The sequence below is a fragment of the Microbacterium sp. MTN4-26 genome (assembly GCF_042846595.1).
GTDB lineage: Bacteria > Actinomycetota > Actinomycetes > Actinomycetales > Microbacteriaceae > Microbacterium > Microbacterium luteum.
The window spans coordinates 18,424-39,860 of the sequence record NZ_BTGO01000005.1 but is presented as its reverse complement, the minus strand read 5'-3'; the positions used below and the strand labels follow the sequence as shown (position 1 = coordinate 39,860).

The following is a 21,437-nucleotide window of genomic DNA, read 5'->3' as shown; positions in this document are numbered from 1 at the left end:
CACCGCCCACTTCTCCGGGTGGCTTTCCGCTCGTCGAGAAGGAGCACCCATGCCCCCGTCCCTCCGCCGCCGCATCGTGGCTTTCGGCTCTCTCGTCGCGGGCGCAGCGCTCCTGTCCGCGTGCGCCGTCGGCACCGGCGGCGCTGACGACGCCGACGCCGACTATGACGCCGCGGCGGAGCTGACCGGCACGCTCACCGTGATGGGGTTCGGCGGCGTCGACGAAGTCGCCACCTCGCGCATGGAGCTCACCGAGCAGGAACTCGGCGACGTGGACGTCAGCCTCATCGAGGGCGACCTCGACATGCAGCAGTTCCTGTCGTCTGTCGCCACCGGAACGCCGCCGGACATCGTCTATGCCAATCGTGATCAGATCGGCTCTCTTGCAGCACGCGGCGCCATCGTGCCGTTGGATTCGTGCATCGAGGGCGAGGCCATCGACACCGGCATGTATCGTCCCGCGGCTCTGGATCAGGTGACCTTGGACGGGTCGGTATACGGCATCCCCGAGTTCAACGGGATTCAGCTGACGATGGCGAACGCCGATCTGCTCGAGGATGCCGGACTGACGCTCGACGATGTCAACGGTTCGAGCTGGGCGGCGGTGAGCGCGGCGAACGAGACGCTCGAGCGGTCCGAGGGCGGTGACCTGCAGGTGATCGGCTACGACAGCAAGCTACCGGAGTTCATGCCGCTGTGGGCCAAGGCCAACGGCGCCGACCTCATCTCCGACGACGGCCGCACGGCGAGCCTCGACGATCCGGCGGTTGTCGAGGCTCTCGAGTGGGCGGTGTCGATCTACGACGCGCAGGGCGGGTTCAGTGCGGTCAAGGCCTACCGCGACTCGGCGGACTTCTTCGGCGAAGGCAATCAGTTCGCCGTCGGCACCCTCGGCGCGATGCCGATGGAGCAGTGGTACGTCAACGTGCTCAACGACGTCAGTCCGGATGCACCGATGGCATTCGACACGGTGCGAGATCGCAGCGGCGAAACGCTCGCGTATGCGTCCGGCTCCGCGTGGGCGATCCCCTCCGGAAGTGGAAACCCCGAGGCAGCCTGCCGCTGGGCGCGGTCGATGACGTCCCTCGAGGCCTGGGAGGCAGCCGCCGATGCGCGCCTGGAGGCGCGGGAGGCCGAGGGCAAGCCGTTCACCGGCATCCTCACCGGAAACGTCGAGGCGGACGAGATGATCGAGGGCATGGTGACCTCGGGCGGCGAGCCGTGGGACACCGCGGTGAGCAAGATGTACGAGGCCAACGAGGCGACCTTCTCGCTGCCGGCGAACCCCGCCGACGCGGAGTTCAAGACAGCGATGCAGGATGCCGTCAACGCCGTACTGAACGGGCAGTCGACACCGGCCGAGGCCCTCGCCGACGCGCAGCAGGTTGCCCAGCGAGCGCTGGACGAGGGGTGGGCAGAGCTCGAGTCGGACCAGTGAGCGCGGCACGCGACACGCTTGGCGGCGCTCCCGTCTCGGCCGAGCGACGCCGGTCGCGACGCCGGGCCAGTCGGCGCAACGTCGGCGCCGCCCTGCTCTTCCTGTCGCCATGGCTGGTCGGTTTCGGGGTCTTCACCGCCTGGCCAATCGTCTACTCGGCGTACCTCTCCTTCACCGACTACGACGTCATCAACGATCCGAACGCGGTCGGCTGGTCGAACTACCAGGAGCTCTTCCAGGATCCGAAGATCGCTTTGGCACTGTCGAACACGTTCTTCTACACGCTCGTTCAGGTGCCGCTGTACGTCGTGGTCTCGCTCTCGCTCGCCCTGCTGCTCAACCGAGCCGGGCGCAGCGCCGGATTCTTCCGCACGATGTTCTTCCTGCCGAAGATGACGCCCCCGGTTGCCGTCGGCATCCTCTTCCTGCTGCTGTTCAACGGACAGGACGGTCTCATCAACACGGTGCTGGGGTGGATCGGTGTCGACGGGCCCGCCTGGACGACCGACCCGGCGTGGGTCAAGCCCGGATTGATCATCATGAGCCTGTGGACGGTCGGTGCCTCGATCATCATCCTGCTGGCGGCCCTCCAGGACGTGCCGGAGGAACTCTACGAATCCGCCCGTCTCGACGGCGCGGGGTTCTGGCGCCAGTCCCTGAGCGTGACCATCCCGATGATCAGTCCGGCGCTGTTCTTCATCGTCGTGGTCAACACGATCGGCGGTCTGCAGACCTTCGACGAGGCGTACACGGCGTTCTTCGGCGGCGGCAACACGACCTACAGCAACGACGCCGCACTGTTCTACGTCATCTATCTGTTCCAGCAGGCGTTCGAGTTTCTCAATATGGGGTACGCCTCGGCGATGGCGTGGGTGCTGTTCGGGCTCATCATGGCCGTCACGGCGGTACAGCTGATCGTGTCCCGGCGTCTGGTCTACTACGAGGGCGAGACCGGACGATGAGCCGCGTGCTTCCCGGCGACACCGACGCGCAGGCGGCCGAGGATCGGCCGGCCGAGAGCGGGTCCGCGCTTCCCGACCCGGCGCGCGCGGTGCGCCGCGTCGCCGATCCGAAGCAAACCGCCCGGCGACGGCGCGGCCTGCGCCGGACGCTCGTGATCGCCGCGCTGAGCGTGATGACCGTGATCTACGCCTACCCTTTCATCTGGCTGGTCAGCGCATCGTTCAAGCCGCGAGGCGAGGTCTTCGACAATCGGCTCATCCCCGAGACCTTCACGCTCGACAATTACGTGCAGGTATGGGTCGATGCACCGGTGGCGCTGTGGCTGCTCAACACCCTCATCGTCACCGTGCTGGCCTCGGTGACGGTGACCTTCTCCAGCGCGATGGTCGCATGGGGGTTCGCGTACTTCCGCTTCCGCGGCCGCGGCTTCCTCTTCGGCCTCGTGCTGGCGACGATGATGCTGCCGGGCGCCGTCACGATGATCCCGACCTTCCTCATCTGGAACGCCCTCGGCTTCGTCGGCACGCTCGTCCCGCTGTGGGGTCAGAACCTCTTCGCGAGCGCGTTCTACGTCTTCCTCCTGCGCCAGTTCATGCTGGGCCTTCCCCGTGATCTGTTCGATGCCGCCCGAGTGGATGGGGCCTCTCAGTGGGCGGTCTTCTGGCGCATCGCGCTGCCTCTGTGCAAGCCTGCACTCGCGGTGACCCTGGTGTTCGAGGTGCAGGCGGTGTGGACCGACCTGATGCGGGCTCTCATCTACCTGCGCGACTCGTCGACGTTCACGATCCCCCGGGGCCTGAAGTCCCTCGTGGACGCCTTCGGCTTCGGCGGGGAATGGCACTGGGAGATCATCGTAACCGCCAGCGTCATCGCGACCATCCCCATGATCATCGTGTTCTTCCTCGGTCAGAAGCAGATCATCCAGGGCGTGAGCACGAGCGGGATGAAGGGGTGATCACCGCGTCGCCAGGGTTTCCGCCTCCGGCGGGATCTCGTCCACCGGGACGATGACCACGTCCGGCATCTTCCAATCCAGCGCCGCGACCCTCTCCCGCGCCCGCCCGATATCGCCGAGGTCGGCGCGCCCGCGACGCGGCACCACGAACGCCTCCACATGGAACACCTGACCCATGTCCCGCAGGCGGATGCCGGCAGACCGCACCCACCGCTCACCCTCGAGGGTGCGCAGCACGTCCGTCGCCAGCGGGTGCACCCGCGAGTCGTCCTCGGTGCGCGCACGCTGATCCATCAGATCCAGCACGGCGGCCCGCGTGTTACGCCAACCGTCCCACACGATGCTGGTCGAGATGAAGAGGGCGGCGGCCCCATCGAGCCACCAGACCCCGAAGGCGATGCCGAGGATGCCGATGACGGTCGAGAGGGTCGTCGTCCAGTCCGCCTTCGCCATGTCGGCGTCGGCATAGAGCAGCTTGTTGTGCAGGGTCGGGGCGATCTTCAGCTTCGCGCGGGCGAAGACGATCGGGCCGATCCCGGTGAGGACGGACACGGCGATCATGAGCCACCCGAGCCAGATCGTCTCTCCGAACAGCTGCACCGTGCCGATCGCGGGATGCTCAAGCCGCACTAGCCCGAGCACCGCCTCCACGGCCAGCGTGCCCCCCACACCGATCAGGGTGACACCCGCGACGAGGTGCCCCACTCCCATCGCCCGATGAAGGCCGTAGGGGTAGGCACGGGAAGGGCGTTTGCGGATGAGGAGGAGAGCAATCAGGAACGTGATCTGCGGGATCAGCGACAGCATGTCTTCGATCCAGGCCGTCTTCAGCGCCTGCGAACCGCCGAGCACGAGCGCTATCAGGACGACGGCGACGACCATGTGGAGGATCGTGATCCACTCCCAGCGGATCGCCCGCCGCAGCGCGTCCTGCTGTTCGGGCGGCAGGTCGGTGCGACCGAAGCGCCTCACCGCGTCTCCTCGTCGAGGTAGGTCTCCAGCGCCGCCTGCAGGCCGTTCTCCCCGAGCGGGAGCAGGAACGCGACGTCGGCGCCCTCCGACCCCGCGATGGCAGGGTACCCGCGGGTCACCGATGCCAGATCGGTCCACGGCGAGCTCGTGGTCATTCCGCCCACGACGACATCCAGTCGCCCGTCGGCGAGCCCCTGCACCAGATCCTCCTCGCTGTCCACGTGCCACGACACGCGCGCGCCATACTGCTCGGCGAATCCGTCGACCAGATCGACGAGCGCACCGCTCGGACCCGGGTCGTCGATGATGACGAGCTCGCCGCTCGGGCTCGCCCCCGCACGCAGGAGGCCAGACTCCGTGATCCGATCCAGGGATCCGTCGGGGTCGAGCGGGGGTGCCGCGCACGCCGTCAACGCCAGGGCTAGCACGCCGGCGGAGACGAAGCTCCGTCGGCGGCCGCGCGCCGATGGCGGGCTCACGGCCGCAGCACGACCTTGATGCACCCATCCTCCTTCTTCTGGAACGTCTCGTAGAGCGAGGGAGCGTCTTCGAGCGATGCGTGGTGGGTGACGAGGTCGTCGATCCCCAAGGGGTCGGCGGCGTCCTCGACGAGCGGCATGATGTCGTCGATCCAGCGCTTGACGTTGCACTGCCCCATCCGCAGGCTCAGCTGCTTGTCGAACATCGTCTTCATCGGCAGCACGTCGGCATCGCCGCCGTAGACGCCGCTGATCGACAGGGTGCCGCCGCGGCGCACCATGTCGATGCCGGAATACACCGCCGCCAGGCGATCGACACCCGCCTTGTCCATGACGGGCCGGGTGACCGCGTCGGGCAGGTGGCCGAGGGCGTGGTGGGCGGCTCGGATGAACGGTGCGCCGTGCGCCTCCATGCCGACGGCGTCGATGACGGCATCCGCCCCGCGCCCGGCGGTCTCGCTGAGCACCCGCTCGACCGCGTCGTCGTCGCCGTGCGCCTCGACCCCGTGCCGGGCCGCCATGTCGCGCCGTTCGGCGACGGGGTCGATCCCGATGACCCGAAAGCCCCGGTGCGCACCGATCCGGGCAGCGAACTGCCCCACCGGGCCGAGCCCCAGCACCGCGAGGGTTCCCCCGTCCGGCACGCTCGCATAGTCGACGCCCTGCCAGGCCGTGGGGAGGATATCGCTGAGGAACAGGTATCGGTCATCGGGCAGGTCCGCGCCGACGGGCACCGTGTTGTAGTCGGCCAGCGGAACGCGCAGCAGCTCGGCCTGACCCCCGGGAACCTGACCGTAGAGCTTGGTGTAGCCGAACAGCGAAGCACCGGTGCCGTACTCGGTCACCTGCGTCGTCTCGCACTGCGACTGCAGCCCGCGGCGGCACATGAAGCATTCACCGCACGAGATGTTGAACGGGATGACGACCCGCTGGCCGGGCGACAGGTTCGTCACCGCGGCGCCGACCTCTTCGACGATGCCCATGGGCTCGTGGCCGAGCACATCGCCCGGATCGATGAACGGACCGAAGATCTCGTAGAGATGCAGGTCGGATCCGCAGATCGCCGTGGACGTGATGCGGACGATCGCGTCGGTCGGCTCCTCGATCCGCGGGTCGGGCACCGTCTCCACCGAGACGTTCCGCCGGCCCTGCCAGGTCAATGCGCGCATGTCGATCCTCTCGTCGTGTCTGACCAGTCCAGTCGAACCGCCCGCGCGGGCTCTTGCGAGGGGGTTGACATCACACCCGCGGCGGAGGGTGGCGGCATGATCGCGCACCGGGCAGTCTGGAGGCTCACCCACCCGAGGAGAACCTGCATGACCGACACGGCCGCTCGTCCCGACGATGTCTCCCGCACCGAACTCAACCCGCTCTTCGCCCGCGACGGCGAGGCGACGGACTTCCCGATCGACCGCCTTCCCGACGGCGAGTCCCTCCCCGACACGGCGTATCAGGTCGTGCACGACGAGTCGATGCTCGATGGGAACGCGCGCCTGAATCTCGCGACATTCGTCGGCACGTGGATGGATGCATCGGCGGAGAAGCTCTACAAGGAGTCCGCCGACAAGAACATGATCGACAAGGACGAGTATCCGCAGACCGCGGAGATCGAGTCACGGTGCTGGAAGATGATCGCGAACCTGTGGAACGTGCCCGACGCGGACGACGCGATCGGCACATCCACCATCGGCTCCAGCGAGGCGTGCATGCTCGGCGGACTCGCCCTGAAGCGCCGCTGGCAGCACGCGCGACGCGCGAAGGGACTGCCCACCGACAAGCCCAACCTGGTGCTGTCGTCGGCCGTGCAGGTGTGCTGGGAGAAGTTCTGCAACTACTGGGACGTGGAGCCCCGATACGTGCCCATCTCCCGCGAGCACAAGGTGCTCGACGGACACGACCTGGCCGACTACGTCGACGAGAACACGATCGGCGTCGTCGCGATCATGGGTGTGACCTACACCGGCATGTACGAGCCGGTTGCCGAGATCGCGAAGGCCCTCGATGCGATTCAGGCCTCGACCGGGCTCGATGTCAAGATCCACGTCGACGGCGCCTCGGGCGGGATGATCGCCCCGTTCCTCCAGCCCGACCTGGAGTGGGACTTCCGCGTCGAGCGCGTCGTGTCCATCAGCACGTCCGCTCACAAGTACGGCCTGGTCTATCCGGGTCTCGGCTGGGTCGTGTGGCGCTCGGTCTCCGACCTTCCCGAGGACCTCGTCTTCGACGTCACCTACCTCGGCGGCCACATGCCGACCTTCGCGCTGAACTTCTCCCGACCGGGGGCCCAGGTTCTGCTGCAGTACTACCTGTTCCTGCGTCTCGGGTGGGATGGCTACCGCCGCGTGCAGCAGGCCTCCCAGGATGTCGCGGTGTACCTGGCGACCGAGATCGGCAAGATGGACGCGTTCGAGCTGTGGAACGACGGCACCGACATCCCGGTGTTCGCCTGGCAGCAGGCCGACGGCCACACCGACACCTGGAACCTCTACCACCTGTCCGAGCGGCTGCGCCTCAAAGGATGGCTCGTGCCCGCCTACCCCATGCCCGACGGTCTCGCCGATCTCGTCGTGCAGCGCATCGTCGTGCGCAACGGCCTCTCGCACAGCCTCGCCGACGCTCTCCTGCGCGACATCCGCGAGGCCGTCGATCACCTCGACCGCCTCGAGACGCCGATGCCGGTGGAGGGCCAGACGACCACTTTCACGCACTGAGCCGGGCCGCCGCCGCTCGGTGTCGCACGCCGCGCGTAGATTGCGCGCGTGACCAGTGCGACACCGGGCCGTGCGATGCGGACGGCGCCGGGTGCGATGCCGGGGCCGTGCCTCCTGTGCGGCGGCACCCGCGGCACCCGCGCCGACGACGGATGGCGGTGCGCGGTGTGCCTGTGGCGCTACGGCGACGCACCCGACGCCGACCTCCCGCCGCCGCGGGTCGACGTGGTCTACTACCTGCGGTTCGACGCGAGGGTGAAGATCGGCACGTCCGCCCGTCCCCGGCAGCGGCTGGCAGCGATCCGGCACGACGAACTCCTCGCCTTCGAACCGGGTGATCGCGCCCGCGAACGCGAGCGCCACATCCGGTTCGCCGCCCTGCGCGAAGGGGGCGAATGGTTCCGCGCCGACCGCGACCTGCTGTCCTTCGTCGCCGACCTGCGCGGTGACACCGACCCGTGGCATGCGTATGCGCGCTGGATCGGCGACGCGTATCGGGCCCGAGGGTGATACCGGCGTGGTGGACTGGACGCATGGCCTCCTCCACCCCCACGCCCGTCGCCCTCGTCACCGGCGCCTCGTCCGGCATCGGCCTCGCGACCGCCCTCGCCCTCCTCGAGAAGGGCTGGGCCGTCTACGGGGGCGCGCGCCGCGTCGACCGGATGAACGCCATCAGCGACGCCGGCGGAACAGCGATCGAACTCGACGTGACCGACGAGGCGTCGATGACGGCCGCGGTCGACCGCATCGTCGGCGAGCGCGGCCGCATCGACGTGCTGGTGAACAACGCCGGCTACGGCTCCTACGGGGCCCTCGAAGACGTTCCGCTCGACGAAGCGCGGCGGCAGTTCGACGTCAACATCTTCGGCCTGGCCCTCCTGACCCAGCTCGTGCTGCCGACGATGCGCCAGCTCGGTCGCGGGCGCATCATCAACATCTCCTCGATCGGCGCGCACATCTACGAGCCCCTGGGCAGCTGGTACCACGCCACCAAGTTCGCCGTCGAGGGGCTCAGCGACTCCCTGCGCCTGGAACTGGCACCGCACGGCATCGACGTCGTGATCGTGCAGCCGGGCCCGGTGCGCACCGAGTGGAACACCATCTCGCGCGAGAGCCTCCTCGAGCACTCCGGCGATGGCGCGTATGCGGGGCAGGCCCAGCGGATGTACGCGAACTACACGCGCGTCGACGAGGGACCGATGTCGGCCTCGCCCGAGGACGTCGCCCGGACGATCGTGACGGCCGTGACGACGAGCCGCCCACGCAGCCGCTACGCGGTCCCGTTCTCGGCGGGACTCATCGTGAGACTGCGGCATACGCTTCCCGACCGGGTCATGGATGCGATCCTCTCCCGGATGGCGTGAGGACGACCCGATGACCCGCTCACTCGACTCCCTGTCCGCCGACGGCCAGGCCTTCCTTGCCGACTACCACCTCGCCACCCTGTCGACCATGGCCAAGGACGGCGGCATCCACGTCGTCGCGGTCGGCTACACCGTGCACGAGGGCGCGGTGCGGATCATCACCTCCGACGGCAGCCAGAAGGTGCGCAACATCGAACGCGATTCCCGGGCGAGCGTGGGTCAGGTGGCGGGGCCGCAGTGGATGTCGATCGCCGGCCGTGCCGTGATCGAGCGCGATGTCGATGCCGTCGCGCTGGCTGAGCGTCTCTACGGCCTGCGGTATCGCACGCCGCGCCCCAACCCGCAGCGCGTGGTCATCCGGCTCACCCCCGACCGCGTTCTGGGTTCGGCGCCGCTCTTCACCGCCTGACCGCGCCCGTCGGCCCCGCAGGCAGAGGTGCCGAGACACCCCGAACCGCGCGAGACACGCCGCGATGCGTGGTGTTTCGCGCGGTTCGGCGTTTCTCGTGCGGCCTCGGTCAGCGAAGGCGCTCGGGACGGAATCCGTATCCGACGATGCGCGCGGCGAGCGGCCGCAGCAGCGGCAGCGCGAGGCGCATCGCGATGCGCTGCCGGCGGGTCGGCGGGTCATCCAGGATCTTCACGCCCCGGCCGGTCGCGATCCGGGCGTGCACGGCACGCTGGATGCGCTGCATCATCGCCGTCGGACGCTCACGCCGACCCTGCACCGCAGCCGCCGCGCGGTCGATCACCGATTCCGCGCCGGATCGGAGGGCGGGTGCCAGCAGGCGCGCGGCGGCCACGGCGTCCTGCACGGCGTAGTTGATGCCCACGCCGAACGCGGGAGACATCGCATGCGCCGCGTCGCCGATCAGCAGGGCACCGGGCGTGTGCCACCGGTCGAGACGGTTGATCTGCACCGAGAGCAGCTTGACGTTCTCGAACGAGCCCAGTTCGGCCGCCTGGGCGGCCAGTCGCGGCACGGCGCGCGCGATCCGCGCCCGGAAGGCGTCGATCCCCTCCGCACGGAGCGCGTCGAAGGACCCCTTCGGGATGAGCATGCCGCTCTGCAGGTATCCCGGCCGGGGAAACGTCACGAGCATCGTCTCCTCGCTGATCCACGCCAGCGTGTCGGGCAGAGGCGTCGGTGGTTCCGGCAGCCGGAACCAGGCCACATCGGCCGGTACGCCATAGTCCCGCGGCTGCATCCCGAGCGCCTCGCGCACCGTCGAATCGCGACCGTCGGCGGCCACGGTCAGCGAAGCCTCGACCCCGAGGTCGCCTTCGGCCGTGCGCGCGTGCACGCCGGAGACCCGGCCATCCGCATCTCGGCGCACGCCCGTGACCTCCGCCCCCATGATCAGGTGGAACGACGGATGCTGCCTCCCGGCCTCGGCGAGCATGTCGAGCAGGTCCCACTGCGGCATGAGGGTGAGGAAGCGGTTCGGCTTCGGCAGCGAGGTGAAGTCGATCGCGTGCACCCGCACGCCGTTGACCACCGCGTCGAGCTTCGGCAGCGGCTTGTGCGCGATGGCGTCGAACGCCGAGCGCAGGCCGAGGTCGTCGATCAGGTTCAGCGTCGACGGATGGACGGTGTCACCCCGGAAGTCGCGGAAGAAGTCGTCGTGCTTCTCGAGCACGACGACATCCACTCGCTCGCGGGCGAGCAGCAGTCCGAGCAGGACCCCTGCCGGTCCCCCGCCGGCGATGCACACCTGCGTGCGGAGCGTCATGCCGCCACGCTATCGCGAGGCCGCCATCGGGGTAAGGCAGCGTCACGACGATCGACGGGTGTGGGTTCAGCCGAGGGTGCGCTCCAGCGCCGTGGTGATGTCGGCGACGAGATCATCGACGTCTTCGAGACCCACTGAGAGCCGCAGGTGCCCGAAGCGCCGGAACGCCTCGGGGTAGTTCTCCGCGCCGCCTCGCGTCTCGGTGCCCACGTGCACGATCAGCGACTCGTCGTGCCCGAGGGAGAACGCCGAGGTGATGACGCCCAGCTGCGACACGAACGTGTTCTGCAGGTCGGCGTCGCCGTCGAGCGCGAACGCGAGCATGCCGCCGTAGCCGCGCCCGACGAACTGCCGGGTCGCGACCTCGTGGTCGGGGTGGTTGCTGAGACCCGGATAGGCCACGAACGCGATGCGCGGCTCCGCGTCGAGCAGCCGGGCGATCGTCGTCGCGGAGGCGAAGTGCTGCTGCAGGCGCAGGGGCAGCGTCACCGATCCGCGCAGGATCAGCCAGGCGTTGAACGGCGAGATCACCCCGCCCACGTCGACCAGCGCATCCCGCCTGACGCGGTCGACGAGCCCGGCGTCGCCGATGACCGCACCGCCGAGGGCGTCACCGTGGCCGTTGATGTACTTCGTGAGGGAGTGGATGACGAGGTCGGCCCCGTCGTAGAGCGGCCGGTAGAACGGGGGCGGGGTGAAGGTGCTGTCGACCGTGAAGATCGCGCCCACCTCGTGCGCGATATCGGCGAGACCCCGGATGTCGGCGACCTGCGTGGTGGGATTGGCGATGGTCTCGACGTGGATCATGCGCGTCTCGGGCCGCAGCGCCGCCCGCACCGCAGCGGGATCGGACACGTCGACGAAGGTCGCCTCGATGCCGTACCGCTCCGGCAGCAGCTCACTGAACAGGCGCCACACGGCTTCGTATCCCACGTCGGAGACGACGACGTGATCGCCGCTCTTCAAGAGGGTGAAGAACACCGCGTGCAGTGCCGCGACCCCCGACGCGAACACCGCCGCCGCCTCGCCGCCCTCCATCGCGGCGAGCTTGCGCTCGAGCGCGATCTGGTTGACGCCGCCGTTCCGTGTGTAGACGAGCCCCTCGGTGTCGGACCAGTCGATGGTCGAGGGATCCTCCGGGAGCACGTAGGAGTTCGCCATCACGAGAGGCGTCCGCAGGGCGCCGGTGCCGGGGTCGGGCGCGTTGCCGCCGTGCACCGCCCACGTGGCGTCGCGCACGGAATCGGGATCGCTGCGGTTCGGACGGATCGTCATCCCCCGATCCTGCCGTCGGCTCCCGATGGTGTCCACACGACCGCGCGTGCAGCGGCGACCGTTGACGCCGGGCGCTCGGCTGGGTACGTTCAGGCGGCACAACGAGAGGATGTCCCATGATCGAATCCGCACCGTGGCTGACGGTGATCCCTCCGGTCGTGGCGATCGTCCTCGCGATCGTCACGAAGAAAGTGATGATCAGCCTGGGCGCCGGCGTTCTCGTCGCCGCGCTGCTCATCGCCGAGTTCGATCCCCTGCGCACGCTCGCACTCGTGTGGGATTCCTTCGCGGTGCTGTTCTGGGAGGACGGCGCCCTCAACACCTGGTACATCTACATCCTGCTGTTCATCGTTCTCCTCGGGGTGATCGCGGCCTTCATCCTCATGTCCGGCGGCACCCAGGCGTTCGCCGATTGGGCTGTGAAGCGCATCCGCACCCGCCGCGGTGGGCAGATCCTGCCGGCGATCCTCGGCATCGTCATCTTCATCGACGACTACTTCAATGCGCTCGCCGTCGGCCAGATCAGCCGGCCCGTCACCGATCAGCACCGCATCTCGCGGGCGAAGCTCGCCTACATCGTCGACTCGACCTCGGCACCCATCGCGGTCCTCGCCCCGTTCTCCAGCTGGGGCGCCTACATCATCGGCATCCTCGCCCCGATCGTCGCCGCCTCGACCCTCGGCATCAGCAGCGTCGAGGCGTTCCTCGGCGCCGCGGCGTCGAACTACTACGCGATCGCGGCCGCCCTGCTGGTGTGGCTGGTCATCGCCTTTCGCGCGGACTTCGGCGCGATGCGCCGTGAGGAGCGGCGCGCTCTCGTCGAGGGGCGCCCGTACGCCGACGGCGAGGTGATCCCGGGGCAGCTCACCGACAACCTCCCGGTGCACCGCCCGGGAGCCAAGCGAGCGATCATCGTGCCGTTCGTCGCCCTCGTGATCGGCGTCTTCGCGGGCATCGTGTGGACCGGATACTCCGCGTCGGGATCATGGGCGCCGGTGGACATCCTGGCCTCGACCGATACGAGCCTCGCCCTCATCTACGGCGGCATCCTCGGGCTCGCGTGCGCGATCTACTACTACGTGCGCTACACGACCGACAACCCCCGCTTCGGCTGGAGCAGCTTCGGGCAGGGATGGCTCGGCGGCCTCAAGGCGATGTCTCCGGCGATCGGCATCCTCATCCTGGCGTGGATGCTCGGCGGTCTCATCGACACGCTGGGCACGGGTGCATATCTCGGTGAACTCGTCGAGGTGTCCGACGTGCCGCCGGCCTGGCTCATCCCGATCGTGTTCCTGCTCGCCGCGGCGATGGCCTTCTCGACGGGCACGTCGTGGGGATCGTTCGGGCTCCTGCTGCCGATCGTCGGCGGCATCGCCAACGCGGTGGATGCGCCGGAGCTGCTGCTGCCCATGCTCGGCGCCGTGCTGGCCGGTGCGGTCGCGGGCGACCACAGCTCCCCCATCTCCGACACGACGATCCTGTCCTCGACCGGAGCCGGCTGCAACGTGATCACCCACGTCGTCACGCAGCTGCCGTTCGTGGCCGTCGCCGCCGTCTCGGCGCTGCTCGGCTACGTCGTGCTCGCCGCGACGACGCTGGTGTGGCTCGGGCTGATCGTCACCGTCGCGGCCCTGGCCGGCGGCGTCCTCGCGATCCGCGCGATCAGGAAGCCTGTGGAAGAGGAAGCGGCTGCGCGGCCCGACGAGGCTCAGCCAGCTTGACCAGCACGACGCCGACGAGCACGAGCGCGCCGCCGACGACCTGAACCGCCCGCGGGGCCTCACCGAGCAGCAGCCACGCCAGCAGCGCTGCCGCGAGCACCTCGGTGAGCCCCACGAATGACGCGAGGCGGGCGCCGAGGCGCCGCGCGGCGGCGATGCCGCTGACGTACGACACTGCCCCGGTGACCACGCCGAGCACCAGCACCACACCCCACCAGGGCGCGGAGAAGGAGGCGAACTCCACCATGCCGGTGCCGACACCCATCGGCAGGATGCCGGCGCCGGCCGCGACGGCGAGGATCACCACGGCGACCAGAAGGCCCCCCGCGGCGAGGGTGACCGGCGGGAGGCCGTGCGCGTCGTCGCCCGAGACGAGGTAGTAGACCGCGAGCCCGACCATCGCCCCGAGCGCCCACGCGACGCCGCCGATGCTGACGGACACGCCGCCGAGGACGCCGAGCAGAAGGAGCAGGCCGACCGCCGCGACCACCGCTCCCGCCAGCGTCAGAGACGTGGGTCGCTGCCCACGTCGCAACCACAGCCACAGCACCACCGCGACGGGCGCGGTGTACTCCACCAGGAGCGCCACCCCCACGTCCATCTGCGCCACGGCGAAGAAGAAGCACAGCTGAGCGCCCGCGACGGCGAACAGCCCGTACAGGAGCACGGTCGGCAGCGCGCGGCGCACCGTTCCCCACCGGCCACGGAGGGCCATCGCGCCCGGGATCGCGAGCAGGGCCGCGGCGATCGCCACGCGCGCGAGCGTCGCAGATCCCGCGGTCCAGCCGATCTCGAGGAGCCCCTTTCCGAGGCTCCCCGACAACCCGAACGCAACCGCGGCGACGAGGGCGAAGGCCATGCCGCCGGCCACGGTCCCCACGCGGGTGTCATGTGCGAAGGAGCTCATGGCTCATGACACTACGATCACTGTTGGTAATGTGTCAACATGACGTTCGCTCCTGACACGGTCGAAGCGCTGGAGTCGTCGGTGCACCTGGCGAACTCCGCGCTCGCTCCCGACACGCTCACGACGATCGAGGCGCTGCAGGAGTTCTACGTGCGCTTCGCCTACACCGGCGCCGCCCCCACCGCGGCCGACCTCGAGCCGGTCCGCGCGATCCGCCCCCGGCTGCGTGCGCTGTTCGTCGCCGACCGCGACGATGCGGTCACCCTCGTGAACGCGATCCTCGCCGAGCAGGGCGCCGTGCCGCAGCTCACCCGGCATGGCGATACCGACTGGCACATCCACGCCACGACCGATGACCGCCCGATCCACGAGCGGATCCTCGTGGAGACGGCGATGGCCATGATCGACGTCATCCGCGCCGACGAGACGAGCCGGTTCGGCCGGTGCGCCGCAGAGGACTGCGACGGCGTCGTGATCGACCTGTCGCGCAACCGGTCGCGTAAGTACTGCTCGACCGCGTGCACGAACCGCGAGGCGGTCGCCGCCTACCGCGCGCGCCGGCGGGCCTGAGCGACCCGGCGGCCCAGGACGGCGCGCGTCACTCGTCGGCGGTCTCCTGCTTGCCGCGCATGACCAGCTGCGGATCGGGTTCACCGATCACGTCGTGATCCTTGCCCTCGTAGTCGAACTGATTGAGGAAGAACCGCATCGCGTTCAGCCGCGCTCGCTTCTTGTCGTTGGAGCGCACGATCGTCCACGGTGCGTGCTTCTTGTCGGTGCGGCGGAACATCTCCTCTTTCGCGGCGGTGTAGTCCTCCCACCGGTCGAGCGAGGCGATGTCCATCGGCGACAGCTTCCACTGGCGCACCGGATCGAGCTGACGCATGGCGAAGCGGGTGCGCTGCTCGGTGCGCGAGACGGAGAACCAGAACTTCGTGAGGTGGATGCCGCTGTCGATCAGCATCTTCTCGAAGGTCGGCGCCTGATCCATGAAGGTCTCGTACTCCTCGTCGGAGCAGAAGCCCATGACGCGTTCGACGCCGGCACGGTTGTACCAGGAGCGGTCGAACATGACGATCTCACCCGCGCTCGGAAAGTGCTTCGCGTAGCGCTGGAAGTACCACTGGCCCTGCTCGCGCTCAGTCGGCTTCGTGAGGGCGACCACCCGCGAGGAGCGGGGGTTCAGGTGCTCGGTGAAGCGCTTGATGGTGCCGCCCTTGCCCGCCGCGTCACGTCCCTCGAAGAGGATCATGGCGCGTCCGCCGGTGTCTTCGAGCCAGTACTGGAACTTCAACAGCTCCACCTGCAGCCGGTACTTCTCGATCTCGTACTCGTCGCGATCCATGCGCTCGGCGTAGGGATAGCCCTCCTGCCACGTGTAGACCGGATTCCCCTCGGGATCGATCAGGTCCGGGTCGGGTGTGTGCCCGTTCGCGACGGAGTAGCCGCTCTCGCGGAGGTGCTCGATGTACTCGCGCAGGCTCTGGGTCCGCGGGTCTTCCATGATTCGGGATCCTGTCAACGTGTCGTGGCGAACGGGTTAACGACATCTTGCCGCCCGGCGGAGCGCGTCGGCGAAGCTCCGTGACGAGGATGAGGCCCCCAGCGCCCTCCATGACGACATATTCGCCACCCGCGTCCGGCGACGGCTTATTTTCGTCGTCATGACCGACTCCCCCGTTCCCGTCCTCGATCTTTCCCTGCTGGACGACGGCCCCGAGGCCGCCGACCGCTTCCGCGCCGAGCTGCGTCGTGCCACCCACGAGGTGGGCTTCTTCAGCCTCGTCGGACACGGCATCCCCGACGAGCTGCAGGAGCGCCTGCTGACGACCTCTCGTGCGTTCTTCGCCCTGCCCGACGAGGCCAAGCTCGAGATCGAGAACCTCACCTCACCGCACTTCCGCGGGTACGCCCGCCTCGGCGGCGAGCTGACGCAGGGTCAGGTCGACTGGCGCGAGCAGATCGACATCGGCCCCGGTCGTGAACCGATCGAGCGCGGCCCGGAGGACCCGGCCTACGTTGTCCTCGAAGGGCCGAATCTGTGGCCGAGCGCGCTCCCCGAGCTGCGCGAGGTGGTCGAGGAGTGGTCCGAGACGCTCACCGCAATCGGACGGCGCCTGCTCGAGGCGTGGGCGCAGTCGCTCGGCGCGGAGCCGCACACGTTGCTGGACCTCTTCGCCGAGGACCCGCAGACCCACCTCAAGATCGTGCGCTACCCGGGCGTACCCGATGACGCGCCGTCTCGCCAGGGCGTGGGCAAGCACAAGGACGCCGGTGTTCTGACGCTGCTGTGGATCGAGCCGGGCGCCGGCGGGCTCCAGGTGGAGTACGAAGGGGAATGGTACGACGTGCCCCCGGTCGAAGGCGCCCTCATCGTCAACATCGGCGAACTGCTGGAGTGGGCGACCGACGGATACCTGCGCGCGACGGTGCACCGGGTGATCGCTCCCGCCGAAGGCACCGAGCGCATCTCGGTGCCCATGTTCTTCAACCCCGCGCTCGCGGTGCAGATGCCCCGTCTCGACATCGACGAGCAGTACCGGTCGACCTCCCGGGGCATCGAGCAGGACCCCGACAACATCATCCACGGCACGTACGGGGAGAACCAGCTGAAGTCGCGGCTGCGGGCCCACCCCGACGTGGCTGCCATCCACCACCCGGAGCTCCTCGAGGAGTCCCGCAAGGCCTGAGGACGTCGCGACAGAGTTCGTTCGCCTCGATGTCGCACGCTGGCAGTACCATCCCGGCATGGCGTTCATCGAGGCGAACGAACTCGTCAAGACGTATCGACCCAAGGGCGCGCCCGCGCTGCGCGCCCTCGACGGACTCGACCTGTCCGTCCCCGAGGGGACCGTCGCGGCCCTCCTCGGTCCCAACGGCGCCGGCAAGACGACGACCGTGAAGGTGCTCACCACCCTCATCCGGCCCGATTCCGGCTCGGCCACGATCGACGGGGTCGATGTGCTCGCAGACCCCCAGGCGATCCGGCGCATGAGCGGCGCGAGCGGCCAGTACGCCGCCGTCGACGAGAACCTCACCGGGTTCGAGAATCTGCTGATGGTCGGCCTGCTCTACCACCTCGGGCGCCGCGAAGCGACGCGTCGCGCCCGGGAGCTCATCGAGCTGTTCGACCTGGTCGAGGCGCAGAACCGTCCCGTCAAGGGGTTCTCCGGCGGCATGCGGCGTCGCATCGACCTCGCCGGCGCCCTCGTGATCAATCCACCCGTGCTCTTCCTCGACGAACCGACGACGGGGCTCGATCCCCGCAGTCGCCTGGCGCTGTGGGATGTCATCGAGTCCCTCGTCGACGGCGGCACCACGGTGCTGCTCACCACGCAATATCTCGAGGAGGCCGACCGGCTCGCGGACTCGATCTCGATCATCGACGCCGGGCGCGTGATCGCCGAGGGCACCGCCGACCAGCTCAAGGCCTCCGTCGGCGGACAGCGCGTCGCCGTCACGGTCGTCGACGACGCCCAGGTGGCGGCGGCGCGCGAGATCCTGCAGCGCTACGGCACGGGCCCGGTCGCGACCGACGGCGATCGCACGGTCGTCGCACCCGTCGCCGACGGCGCGGAGGCCCTCGCGCGCATCATGGCCGACGCGGCGGATGCCGGCATCACCCTGCACGACGCCGGCATGCGGCGCCCCACGCTCGACGATGTCTTCCTGCAGCTGACCGGCCATGCCGCCGAGGGCGACGACGAGGAGACGGCGGCATGACGACCGCCGGCCACGGCACCGGGCACGGCACCGAACGCCCGGCTCGCAGCACCCTCGAACCACTCCCCGGTTCGCCGCTGTCTCGTTTCCTCTCCGACGGCTACGTCGCGACCTGGCGCAACATCAAGAAGATCGTGCGCGTTCCCGACATCCTCGTGTTCACGCTCATCCAGCCGATCATGTTCGTGCTGCTGTTCACCTTCGTGTTCGGATCGTCGATCGACGTGCCGGGCGAGGACTACACGTCGTTCCTCATGGCCGGCATCTTCGCGCAGACGATCGTCTTCGGTTCCACGTACTCCGGCTCCGCGATGGCGCAGGACCTGAAAGACGGCATCATCGACAGGTTCCGCACCCTGCCGATGAACCCGTCGGCGGTGCTCATCGGCCGCACGCTCGGCGATCTCGTCATCAACGTGCTCTCGCTCGTGGTCATGATGCTCACCGGACTCGCGGTCGGATGGCGCGTCGAGTCCTCGGCGGCGGACTTCGCGATCGGCGTCGGGCTGCTGGCACTGTTCTCCTACGCGTTCTCATGGGTGATGGCCTTCCTCGGCATCCTGGTGCGCAGCCCCGAGGTCATCAACAATGCGTCCTTCCTCATCCTCTTCCCGGCCACCTTCATCTCCAACGCCTTCGTCCCCAGCGAGAACCTCCCGGGCCCGCTACGCATCTTCGCCGAGTGGAACCCGGTCTCCGCGCTCGTGCAGGCGGTCCGCGAGCTGTTCGGCAACGCGCCGACCAGCGCGGCCTCGACCGGCTCGTGGCCCCTGGAGCATCCGGTCGTGTACGTGCTGATCTTCACAGCGGGCATGTTCCTGGTGTTCGTGCCACTCTCGGTGCGCCGGTTCCAGTCCCTGGACCGCTGAGATGCGATGTGTCGTCATATGACGACACCGGTTCGCCAGGCGAGGCGCCGGCGTCGCAGAATAGCCGGGATGTTCTCGACGTGTCACTGTTGTCTGTAGCGCATACGCGCTTCTTCGACGACCCATCCTCCGCGCGACCGCGCGCGGACACGACACTCCAGGATCCCCCGTGCGCTATGCCGAATCGATCGCCGAGCTCATCGGCAACACCCCGCTGGTCCGCCTCACATCCGTGACCGAGGGCATCCGCGCCACCGTTCTCGCGAAGGTCGAGTACCTCAATCCGGGCGGCTCCGCGAAGGATCGGATCGCGCTCGCGATGATCGACGAGGCTGAGCGCGCGGGGCTGCTGAAGCCCGGCGGCACCATCGTCGAACCGACCAGCGGCAATACCGGGGTCGCCCTGGCGATCGTCGCCCAGCAGCGCGGCTACCGCATGATCTGCGTCGTGCCCGACAAGTTCGCCGGCGACAAGGTCGCCACCCTGCGCGCCTATGGCGCCGAGATCGTCGAGGTCCCGACGGCGGTGCCGCCGGAGCACCCCGACTCCTACTACTCCGTCTCCGATCGACTCGCCCGGGAGATCCCCGGCGCGTTCAAGCCCGACCAGTTCTCCAACCCGGCCGCCCCCCGCAGTCACTACGAGACCACGGGGCCGGAGATCTGGCGCGACACCGACGGCCGGGTGACGCACTTCGTCGCCGGCGTCGGCACCGCGGGCACCATCTCGGGAACCGGCCGCTACCTGCACGAGGTCTCCGACGGCCGCGTGCAGATCATCGGCGCGGATCCTGTCGGCTCGATCTACTCCGGCGGCCCCGTGCACGGCTTCCTCGTGGAGGGGGTGGGCGAAGACTTCATCCCGCCGAATTTCGACCCCGACGCCGTCGACGGCTTCGAGCGCGTCTCCGACGCGGAATCGTTCGAGATGACGCGGCGCCTCGCCACCGAGGAGGGCCTGCTCGTCGGCGGCTCGAGCGGCATGGCCGTCGTCGCCGCCCTCCGCACCGCGCGCGACCTTCCGGAAGACGCCGTCGTCGTGGTGCTCCTGGCCGACGGCGGCCGCGGCTATCTCAACAAGCTCTTCGACGACTCGTGGCTCGCCGCCCACCTGCCGTCATCCGAAGACACAGACCCCGAGGACACCCCATGAGCTCTCCCCTCGCCCGCGACTTCAACAGCCTCGCCGTGCACGCCGGTCAGGAGCCGGATGCCACCAGCGGCGCCGTGATCCCCCCGGTCCACTTCTCGTCGACGTTCGTGCAGGACGGCATCGGCAACCTGCGCGACGGCTACGACTACGGGCGCGCCGGCAACCCCACCCGCACGGCGCTGGAGCGGCAGCTCGCCGCGATCGAAGGCGCCGACTTCGGTTTGTCGTTCGCGTCGGGCCTCGCGGCGGAAGACGCGCTGCTGCGCGGTGTGCTGCGCCCGGGCGATGAGATCCTCCTCGGGAACGACGCCTACGGCGGCACGTATCGCCTGATCTCGAAGATCCTCGTCCCCTGGGGCGTCACGGTGCGCGTCGCCGACCTCAGCGACCCGAGCGCGGTCGAGCACGCCCTGTCGGAGGCGACCCCGAAGCTGGTCTGGGTCGAGACGCCGAGCAATCCGCTGCTGCGGGTGACCGACATCGCCGCGCTCGCGCGCTCCGCGCATGAGGTCGGCGCCCTGCTCGTCGTCGACAACACGTTCGCGACTCCGGCACTGCAGCGCCCGCTCGCTCTCGGCGCCGACGTCGTGGTGCACTCGGCGACGAAGTACCTCGGGGGGCACTCGGATGTCGTCGGCGGCGCCGTCATGACCTCCGACGCCGACATCCACGAGAAGACGAAGTTCCTGCAGTTCGCCGCCGGCGCCGTCTCGGGGCCGCTCGATGCCTGGCTCACCACGCGGGGCATCAAGACGCTCGGCATCCGCATGGAACGCCACAGCGCCAACGCCCAGCGCATCGCGGAGGCACTCGCCGGCGACCCGCGCGTGACTGCGGTGCACTACCCCGGACTGCCCTCGCATCCGGGCCACGACATCGCAGCGGGCCAGATGTCGGGGTTCGGTGGGATCGTCTCTCTGGATCTGGCGACCGGCGCACAGGCGCGGGCCTTTTCCGAGGCGACGAAGCTGTTCACCCTGGCCGAGTCGCTCGGCGGCGTGGAGTCGCTCCTGAACTATCCCGATGCGATGACCCATGCCTCGGTGCGCGGCACCGAACTTGCCGTACCCGAGACCCTGGTGCGACTTTCGGTGGGCATCGAAGGTGTCGACGACCTGCTCGCCGACATCGACCAGGCCCTGGAGGCCGCGACCTGACCCGCGCACGCGCAGGA

Annotated in this window: 20 protein-coding genes and 1 pseudogene; 14 read left to right on the top strand and 7 right to left on the bottom strand. The window is 69.0% G+C overall.

All coding sequences use genetic code 11. The features are described from left to right. The first annotated feature begins 49 nt into the window (after positions 1–49). The 3 genes from ACGG9C_RS05430 to ACGG9C_RS05420 are packed head-to-tail and all read left to right on the top strand — an operon-like array spanning position 50 to position 3,356. Complete coding sequence (locus ACGG9C_RS05430; RefSeq protein WP_194384614.1) at positions 50–1,438, top strand: ABC transporter substrate-binding protein; 1,389 nt, start codon at positions 50–52, stop codon at positions 1,436–1,438. Then, positions 1,435–2,400 carry a carbohydrate ABC transporter permease gene (locus ACGG9C_RS05425; RefSeq protein WP_194384613.1) on the top strand — a complete coding sequence of 322 codons (966 nt, stop codon included), beginning with the start codon at positions 1,435–1,437 and terminating at the stop codon, positions 2,398–2,400. Before ACGG9C_RS05430 ends, ACGG9C_RS05425 begins: the two co-directional genes overlap by 4 nt. Next, a complete protein-coding gene (locus ACGG9C_RS05420; protein ID WP_194384612.1) occupies positions 2,397–3,356 on the top strand; it encodes a carbohydrate ABC transporter permease in 960 nt (319 codons plus the stop codon). The genes ACGG9C_RS05425 and ACGG9C_RS05420 overlap by 4 nt, the downstream gene beginning before the upstream one ends. On the opposite strand, the gene ACGG9C_RS05415 is transcribed toward ACGG9C_RS05420, so the two are convergent. The 3 genes from ACGG9C_RS05415 to ACGG9C_RS05405 are packed head-to-tail and all read right to left on the bottom strand — an operon-like array spanning position 3,357 to position 5,976. Further along, positions 3,357–4,328 (bottom strand): cation diffusion facilitator family transporter, encoded by a 972-nt coding sequence (locus ACGG9C_RS05415; protein WP_228480934.1) that lies wholly within the window; start codon positions 4,326–4,328, stop codon positions 3,357–3,359. Beyond that, entirely contained in the window at positions 4,325–4,807 is a 483-nt protein-coding gene (locus ACGG9C_RS05410; RefSeq protein WP_228480933.1) for a hypothetical protein, read from the bottom strand. Before ACGG9C_RS05410 ends, ACGG9C_RS05415 begins: the two co-directional genes overlap by 4 nt. Next, positions 4,804–5,976, bottom strand: coding sequence for a zinc-dependent alcohol dehydrogenase (locus tag ACGG9C_RS05405; protein ID WP_071044003.1), 1,173 nt, complete (start codon positions 5,974–5,976; stop codon positions 4,804–4,806). The genes ACGG9C_RS05410 and ACGG9C_RS05405 overlap by 4 nt, the downstream gene beginning before the upstream one ends. A gap of 147 nt (positions 5,977–6,123) precedes the next feature. On the opposite strand from ACGG9C_RS05405, the gene ACGG9C_RS05400 reads away from it, so the two are divergent. The 4 genes from ACGG9C_RS05400 to ACGG9C_RS05385 are packed head-to-tail and all read left to right on the top strand — an operon-like array spanning position 6,124 to position 9,291. Then, positions 6,124–7,518, top strand: coding sequence for a glutamate decarboxylase (locus ACGG9C_RS05400; protein ID WP_194384610.1), 1,395 nt, complete (start codon positions 6,124–6,126; stop codon positions 7,516–7,518). Between the two features lie 48 nt (positions 7,519–7,566). After that, positions 7,567–8,028, top strand: a complete 462-nt coding sequence (locus tag ACGG9C_RS05395) for a GIY-YIG nuclease family protein (protein WP_228480932.1) — start codon at positions 7,567–7,569, stop codon at positions 8,026–8,028. A gap of 23 nt (positions 8,029–8,051) precedes the next feature. After that, positions 8,052–8,882, top strand: coding sequence for an oxidoreductase (locus ACGG9C_RS05390; protein WP_194384609.1), 831 nt, complete (start codon positions 8,052–8,054; stop codon positions 8,880–8,882). Positions 8,883–8,892: 10 nt separating this feature from the next. After that, a complete protein-coding gene (locus ACGG9C_RS05385) occupies positions 8,893–9,291 on the top strand; it encodes a TIGR03618 family F420-dependent PPOX class oxidoreductase (protein ID WP_194384608.1) in 399 nt (132 codons plus the stop codon). A gap of 109 nt (positions 9,292–9,400) precedes the next feature. On the opposite strand, the gene ACGG9C_RS05380 is transcribed toward ACGG9C_RS05385, so the two are convergent. Then, positions 9,401–10,615, bottom strand: a complete 1,215-nt coding sequence (locus tag ACGG9C_RS05380; protein WP_194384607.1) for an FAD-dependent oxidoreductase — start codon at positions 10,613–10,615, stop codon at positions 9,401–9,403. A gap of 66 nt (positions 10,616–10,681) precedes the next feature. Beyond that, positions 10,682–11,890: a PLP-dependent aspartate aminotransferase family protein gene (locus ACGG9C_RS05375; protein ID WP_286795464.1), complete on the bottom strand. Its 1,209-nt coding sequence runs from the start codon at positions 11,888–11,890 to the stop codon at positions 10,682–10,684. Positions 11,891–12,006: 116 nt separating this feature from the next. On the opposite strand from ACGG9C_RS05375, the gene ACGG9C_RS05370 reads away from it, so the two are divergent. Beyond that, the gene (locus ACGG9C_RS05370; RefSeq protein WP_286795465.1) at positions 12,007–13,611 is read left to right on the top strand and encodes a Na+/H+ antiporter NhaC family protein; all 1,605 of its coding nucleotides are present in this window, start codon (positions 12,007–12,009) and stop codon (positions 13,609–13,611) included. Here ACGG9C_RS05370 and ACGG9C_RS05365 read toward each other — a convergent pair. Beyond that, positions 13,553–14,518 carry an EamA family transporter gene (locus tag ACGG9C_RS05365; protein WP_286795466.1) on the bottom strand — a complete coding sequence of 322 codons (966 nt, stop codon included), beginning with the start codon at positions 14,516–14,518 and terminating at the stop codon, positions 13,553–13,555. The two genes, ACGG9C_RS05370 and ACGG9C_RS05365, sit on opposite strands and share 59 nt — an antisense overlap. A gap of 39 nt (positions 14,519–14,557) precedes the next feature. Between ACGG9C_RS05365 and ACGG9C_RS05360 the strand changes: the two genes are divergently transcribed. Continuing rightward, the gene (locus tag ACGG9C_RS05360; RefSeq protein WP_286720123.1) at positions 14,558–15,088 is read left to right on the top strand and encodes a CGNR zinc finger domain-containing protein; all 531 of its coding nucleotides are present in this window, start codon (positions 14,558–14,560) and stop codon (positions 15,086–15,088) included. A 28-nt stretch (positions 15,089–15,116) separates the two neighbouring features. On the opposite strand, the gene ppk2 is transcribed toward ACGG9C_RS05360, so the two are convergent. Continuing rightward, entirely contained in the window at positions 15,117–16,022 is a 906-nt protein-coding gene (gene ppk2 / locus ACGG9C_RS05355) for a polyphosphate kinase 2 (RefSeq protein ID WP_286795467.1), read from the bottom strand. A 160-nt stretch (positions 16,023–16,182) separates the two neighbouring features. Between ppk2 and ACGG9C_RS05350 the strand changes: the two genes are divergently transcribed. The 5 genes and pseudogenes from ACGG9C_RS05350 (at position 16,183) to ACGG9C_RS05330 (ending at position 21,420) form a co-directional block, all read left to right on the top strand. Next, positions 16,183–17,208 carry an isopenicillin N synthase family oxygenase gene (locus ACGG9C_RS05350; RefSeq protein WP_286795474.1) on the top strand — a complete coding sequence of 342 codons (1,026 nt, stop codon included), beginning with the start codon at positions 16,183–16,185 and terminating at the stop codon, positions 17,206–17,208. 58 nt (positions 17,209–17,266) lie between these two features. Beyond that, the gene (locus tag ACGG9C_RS05345; RefSeq protein ID WP_390178379.1) at positions 17,267–18,241 is read left to right on the top strand and encodes an ATP-binding cassette domain-containing protein; all 975 of its coding nucleotides are present in this window, start codon (positions 17,267–17,269) and stop codon (positions 18,239–18,241) included. Next, complete coding sequence (locus tag ACGG9C_RS05340) at positions 18,238–19,110, top strand: ABC transporter permease (RefSeq protein WP_286795469.1); 873 nt, start codon at positions 18,238–18,240, stop codon at positions 19,108–19,110. Before ACGG9C_RS05345 ends, ACGG9C_RS05340 begins: the two co-directional genes overlap by 4 nt. A gap of 169 nt (positions 19,111–19,279) precedes the next feature. Continuing rightward, positions 19,280–20,221: pseudogene (locus ACGG9C_RS05335) on the top strand (PLP-dependent cysteine synthase family protein); the annotation flags it as partial. A gap of 38 nt (positions 20,222–20,259) precedes the next feature. Beyond that, positions 20,260–21,420: a cystathionine gamma-synthase gene (locus ACGG9C_RS05330; RefSeq protein ID WP_390178378.1), complete on the top strand. Its 1,161-nt coding sequence runs from the start codon at positions 20,260–20,262 to the stop codon at positions 21,418–21,420. Positions 21,421–21,437: the final 17 nt, after the last annotated feature.

Excerpts from the sequence above, each read along its gene's own strand:
- ACGG9C_RS05430 (WP_194384614.1), top strand. The coding sequence starts at position 50 with ATGCCCCCGTCCCTCCGCCGCCGCATCGTGGCTTTCGGCTCTCTCGTC.
- ACGG9C_RS05420 (WP_194384612.1), top strand. The coding sequence starts at position 2,397 with ATGAGCCGCGTGCTTCCCGGCGACACCGACGCGCAGGCGGCCGAGGAT.
- ACGG9C_RS05405 (WP_071044003.1), bottom strand. The coding sequence starts at position 5,976 with ATGCGCGCATTGACCTGGCAGGGCCGGCGGAACGTCTCGGTGGAGACG.
- ACGG9C_RS05400 (WP_194384610.1), top strand. The coding sequence starts at position 6,124 with ATGACCGACACGGCCGCTCGTCCCGACGATGTCTCCCGCACCGAACTC.
- ACGG9C_RS05390 (WP_194384609.1), top strand. The coding sequence starts at position 8,052 with ATGGCCTCCTCCACCCCCACGCCCGTCGCCCTCGTCACCGGCGCCTCG.
- ACGG9C_RS05385 (WP_194384608.1), top strand. The coding sequence starts at position 8,893 with ATGACCCGCTCACTCGACTCCCTGTCCGCCGACGGCCAGGCCTTCCTT.
- ACGG9C_RS05380 (WP_194384607.1), bottom strand. The coding sequence starts at position 10,615 with ATGACGCTCCGCACGCAGGTGTGCATCGCCGGCGGGGGACCGGCAGGG.
- ACGG9C_RS05375 (WP_286795464.1), bottom strand. The coding sequence starts at position 11,890 with ATGACGATCCGTCCGAACCGCAGCGATCCCGATTCCGTGCGCGACGCC.
- ACGG9C_RS05370 (WP_286795465.1), top strand. The coding sequence starts at position 12,007 with ATGATCGAATCCGCACCGTGGCTGACGGTGATCCCTCCGGTCGTGGCG.
- ACGG9C_RS05365 (WP_286795466.1), bottom strand. The coding sequence starts at position 14,518 with ATGAGCTCCTTCGCACATGACACCCGCGTGGGGACCGTGGCCGGCGGC.
- ACGG9C_RS05360 (WP_286720123.1), top strand. The coding sequence starts at position 14,558 with ATGACGTTCGCTCCTGACACGGTCGAAGCGCTGGAGTCGTCGGTGCAC.
- ppk2 (WP_286795467.1), bottom strand. The coding sequence starts at position 16,022 with ATGGAAGACCCGCGGACCCAGAGCCTGCGCGAGTACATCGAGCACCTC.
- ACGG9C_RS05350 (WP_286795474.1), top strand. The coding sequence starts at position 16,183 with ATGACCGACTCCCCCGTTCCCGTCCTCGATCTTTCCCTGCTGGACGAC.
- ACGG9C_RS05345 (WP_390178379.1), top strand. The coding sequence starts at position 17,267 with ATGGCGTTCATCGAGGCGAACGAACTCGTCAAGACGTATCGACCCAAG.
- ACGG9C_RS05340 (WP_286795469.1), top strand. The coding sequence starts at position 18,238 with ATGACGACCGCCGGCCACGGCACCGGGCACGGCACCGAACGCCCGGCT.
- ACGG9C_RS05330 (WP_390178378.1), top strand. The coding sequence starts at position 20,260 with ATGAGCTCTCCCCTCGCCCGCGACTTCAACAGCCTCGCCGTGCACGCC.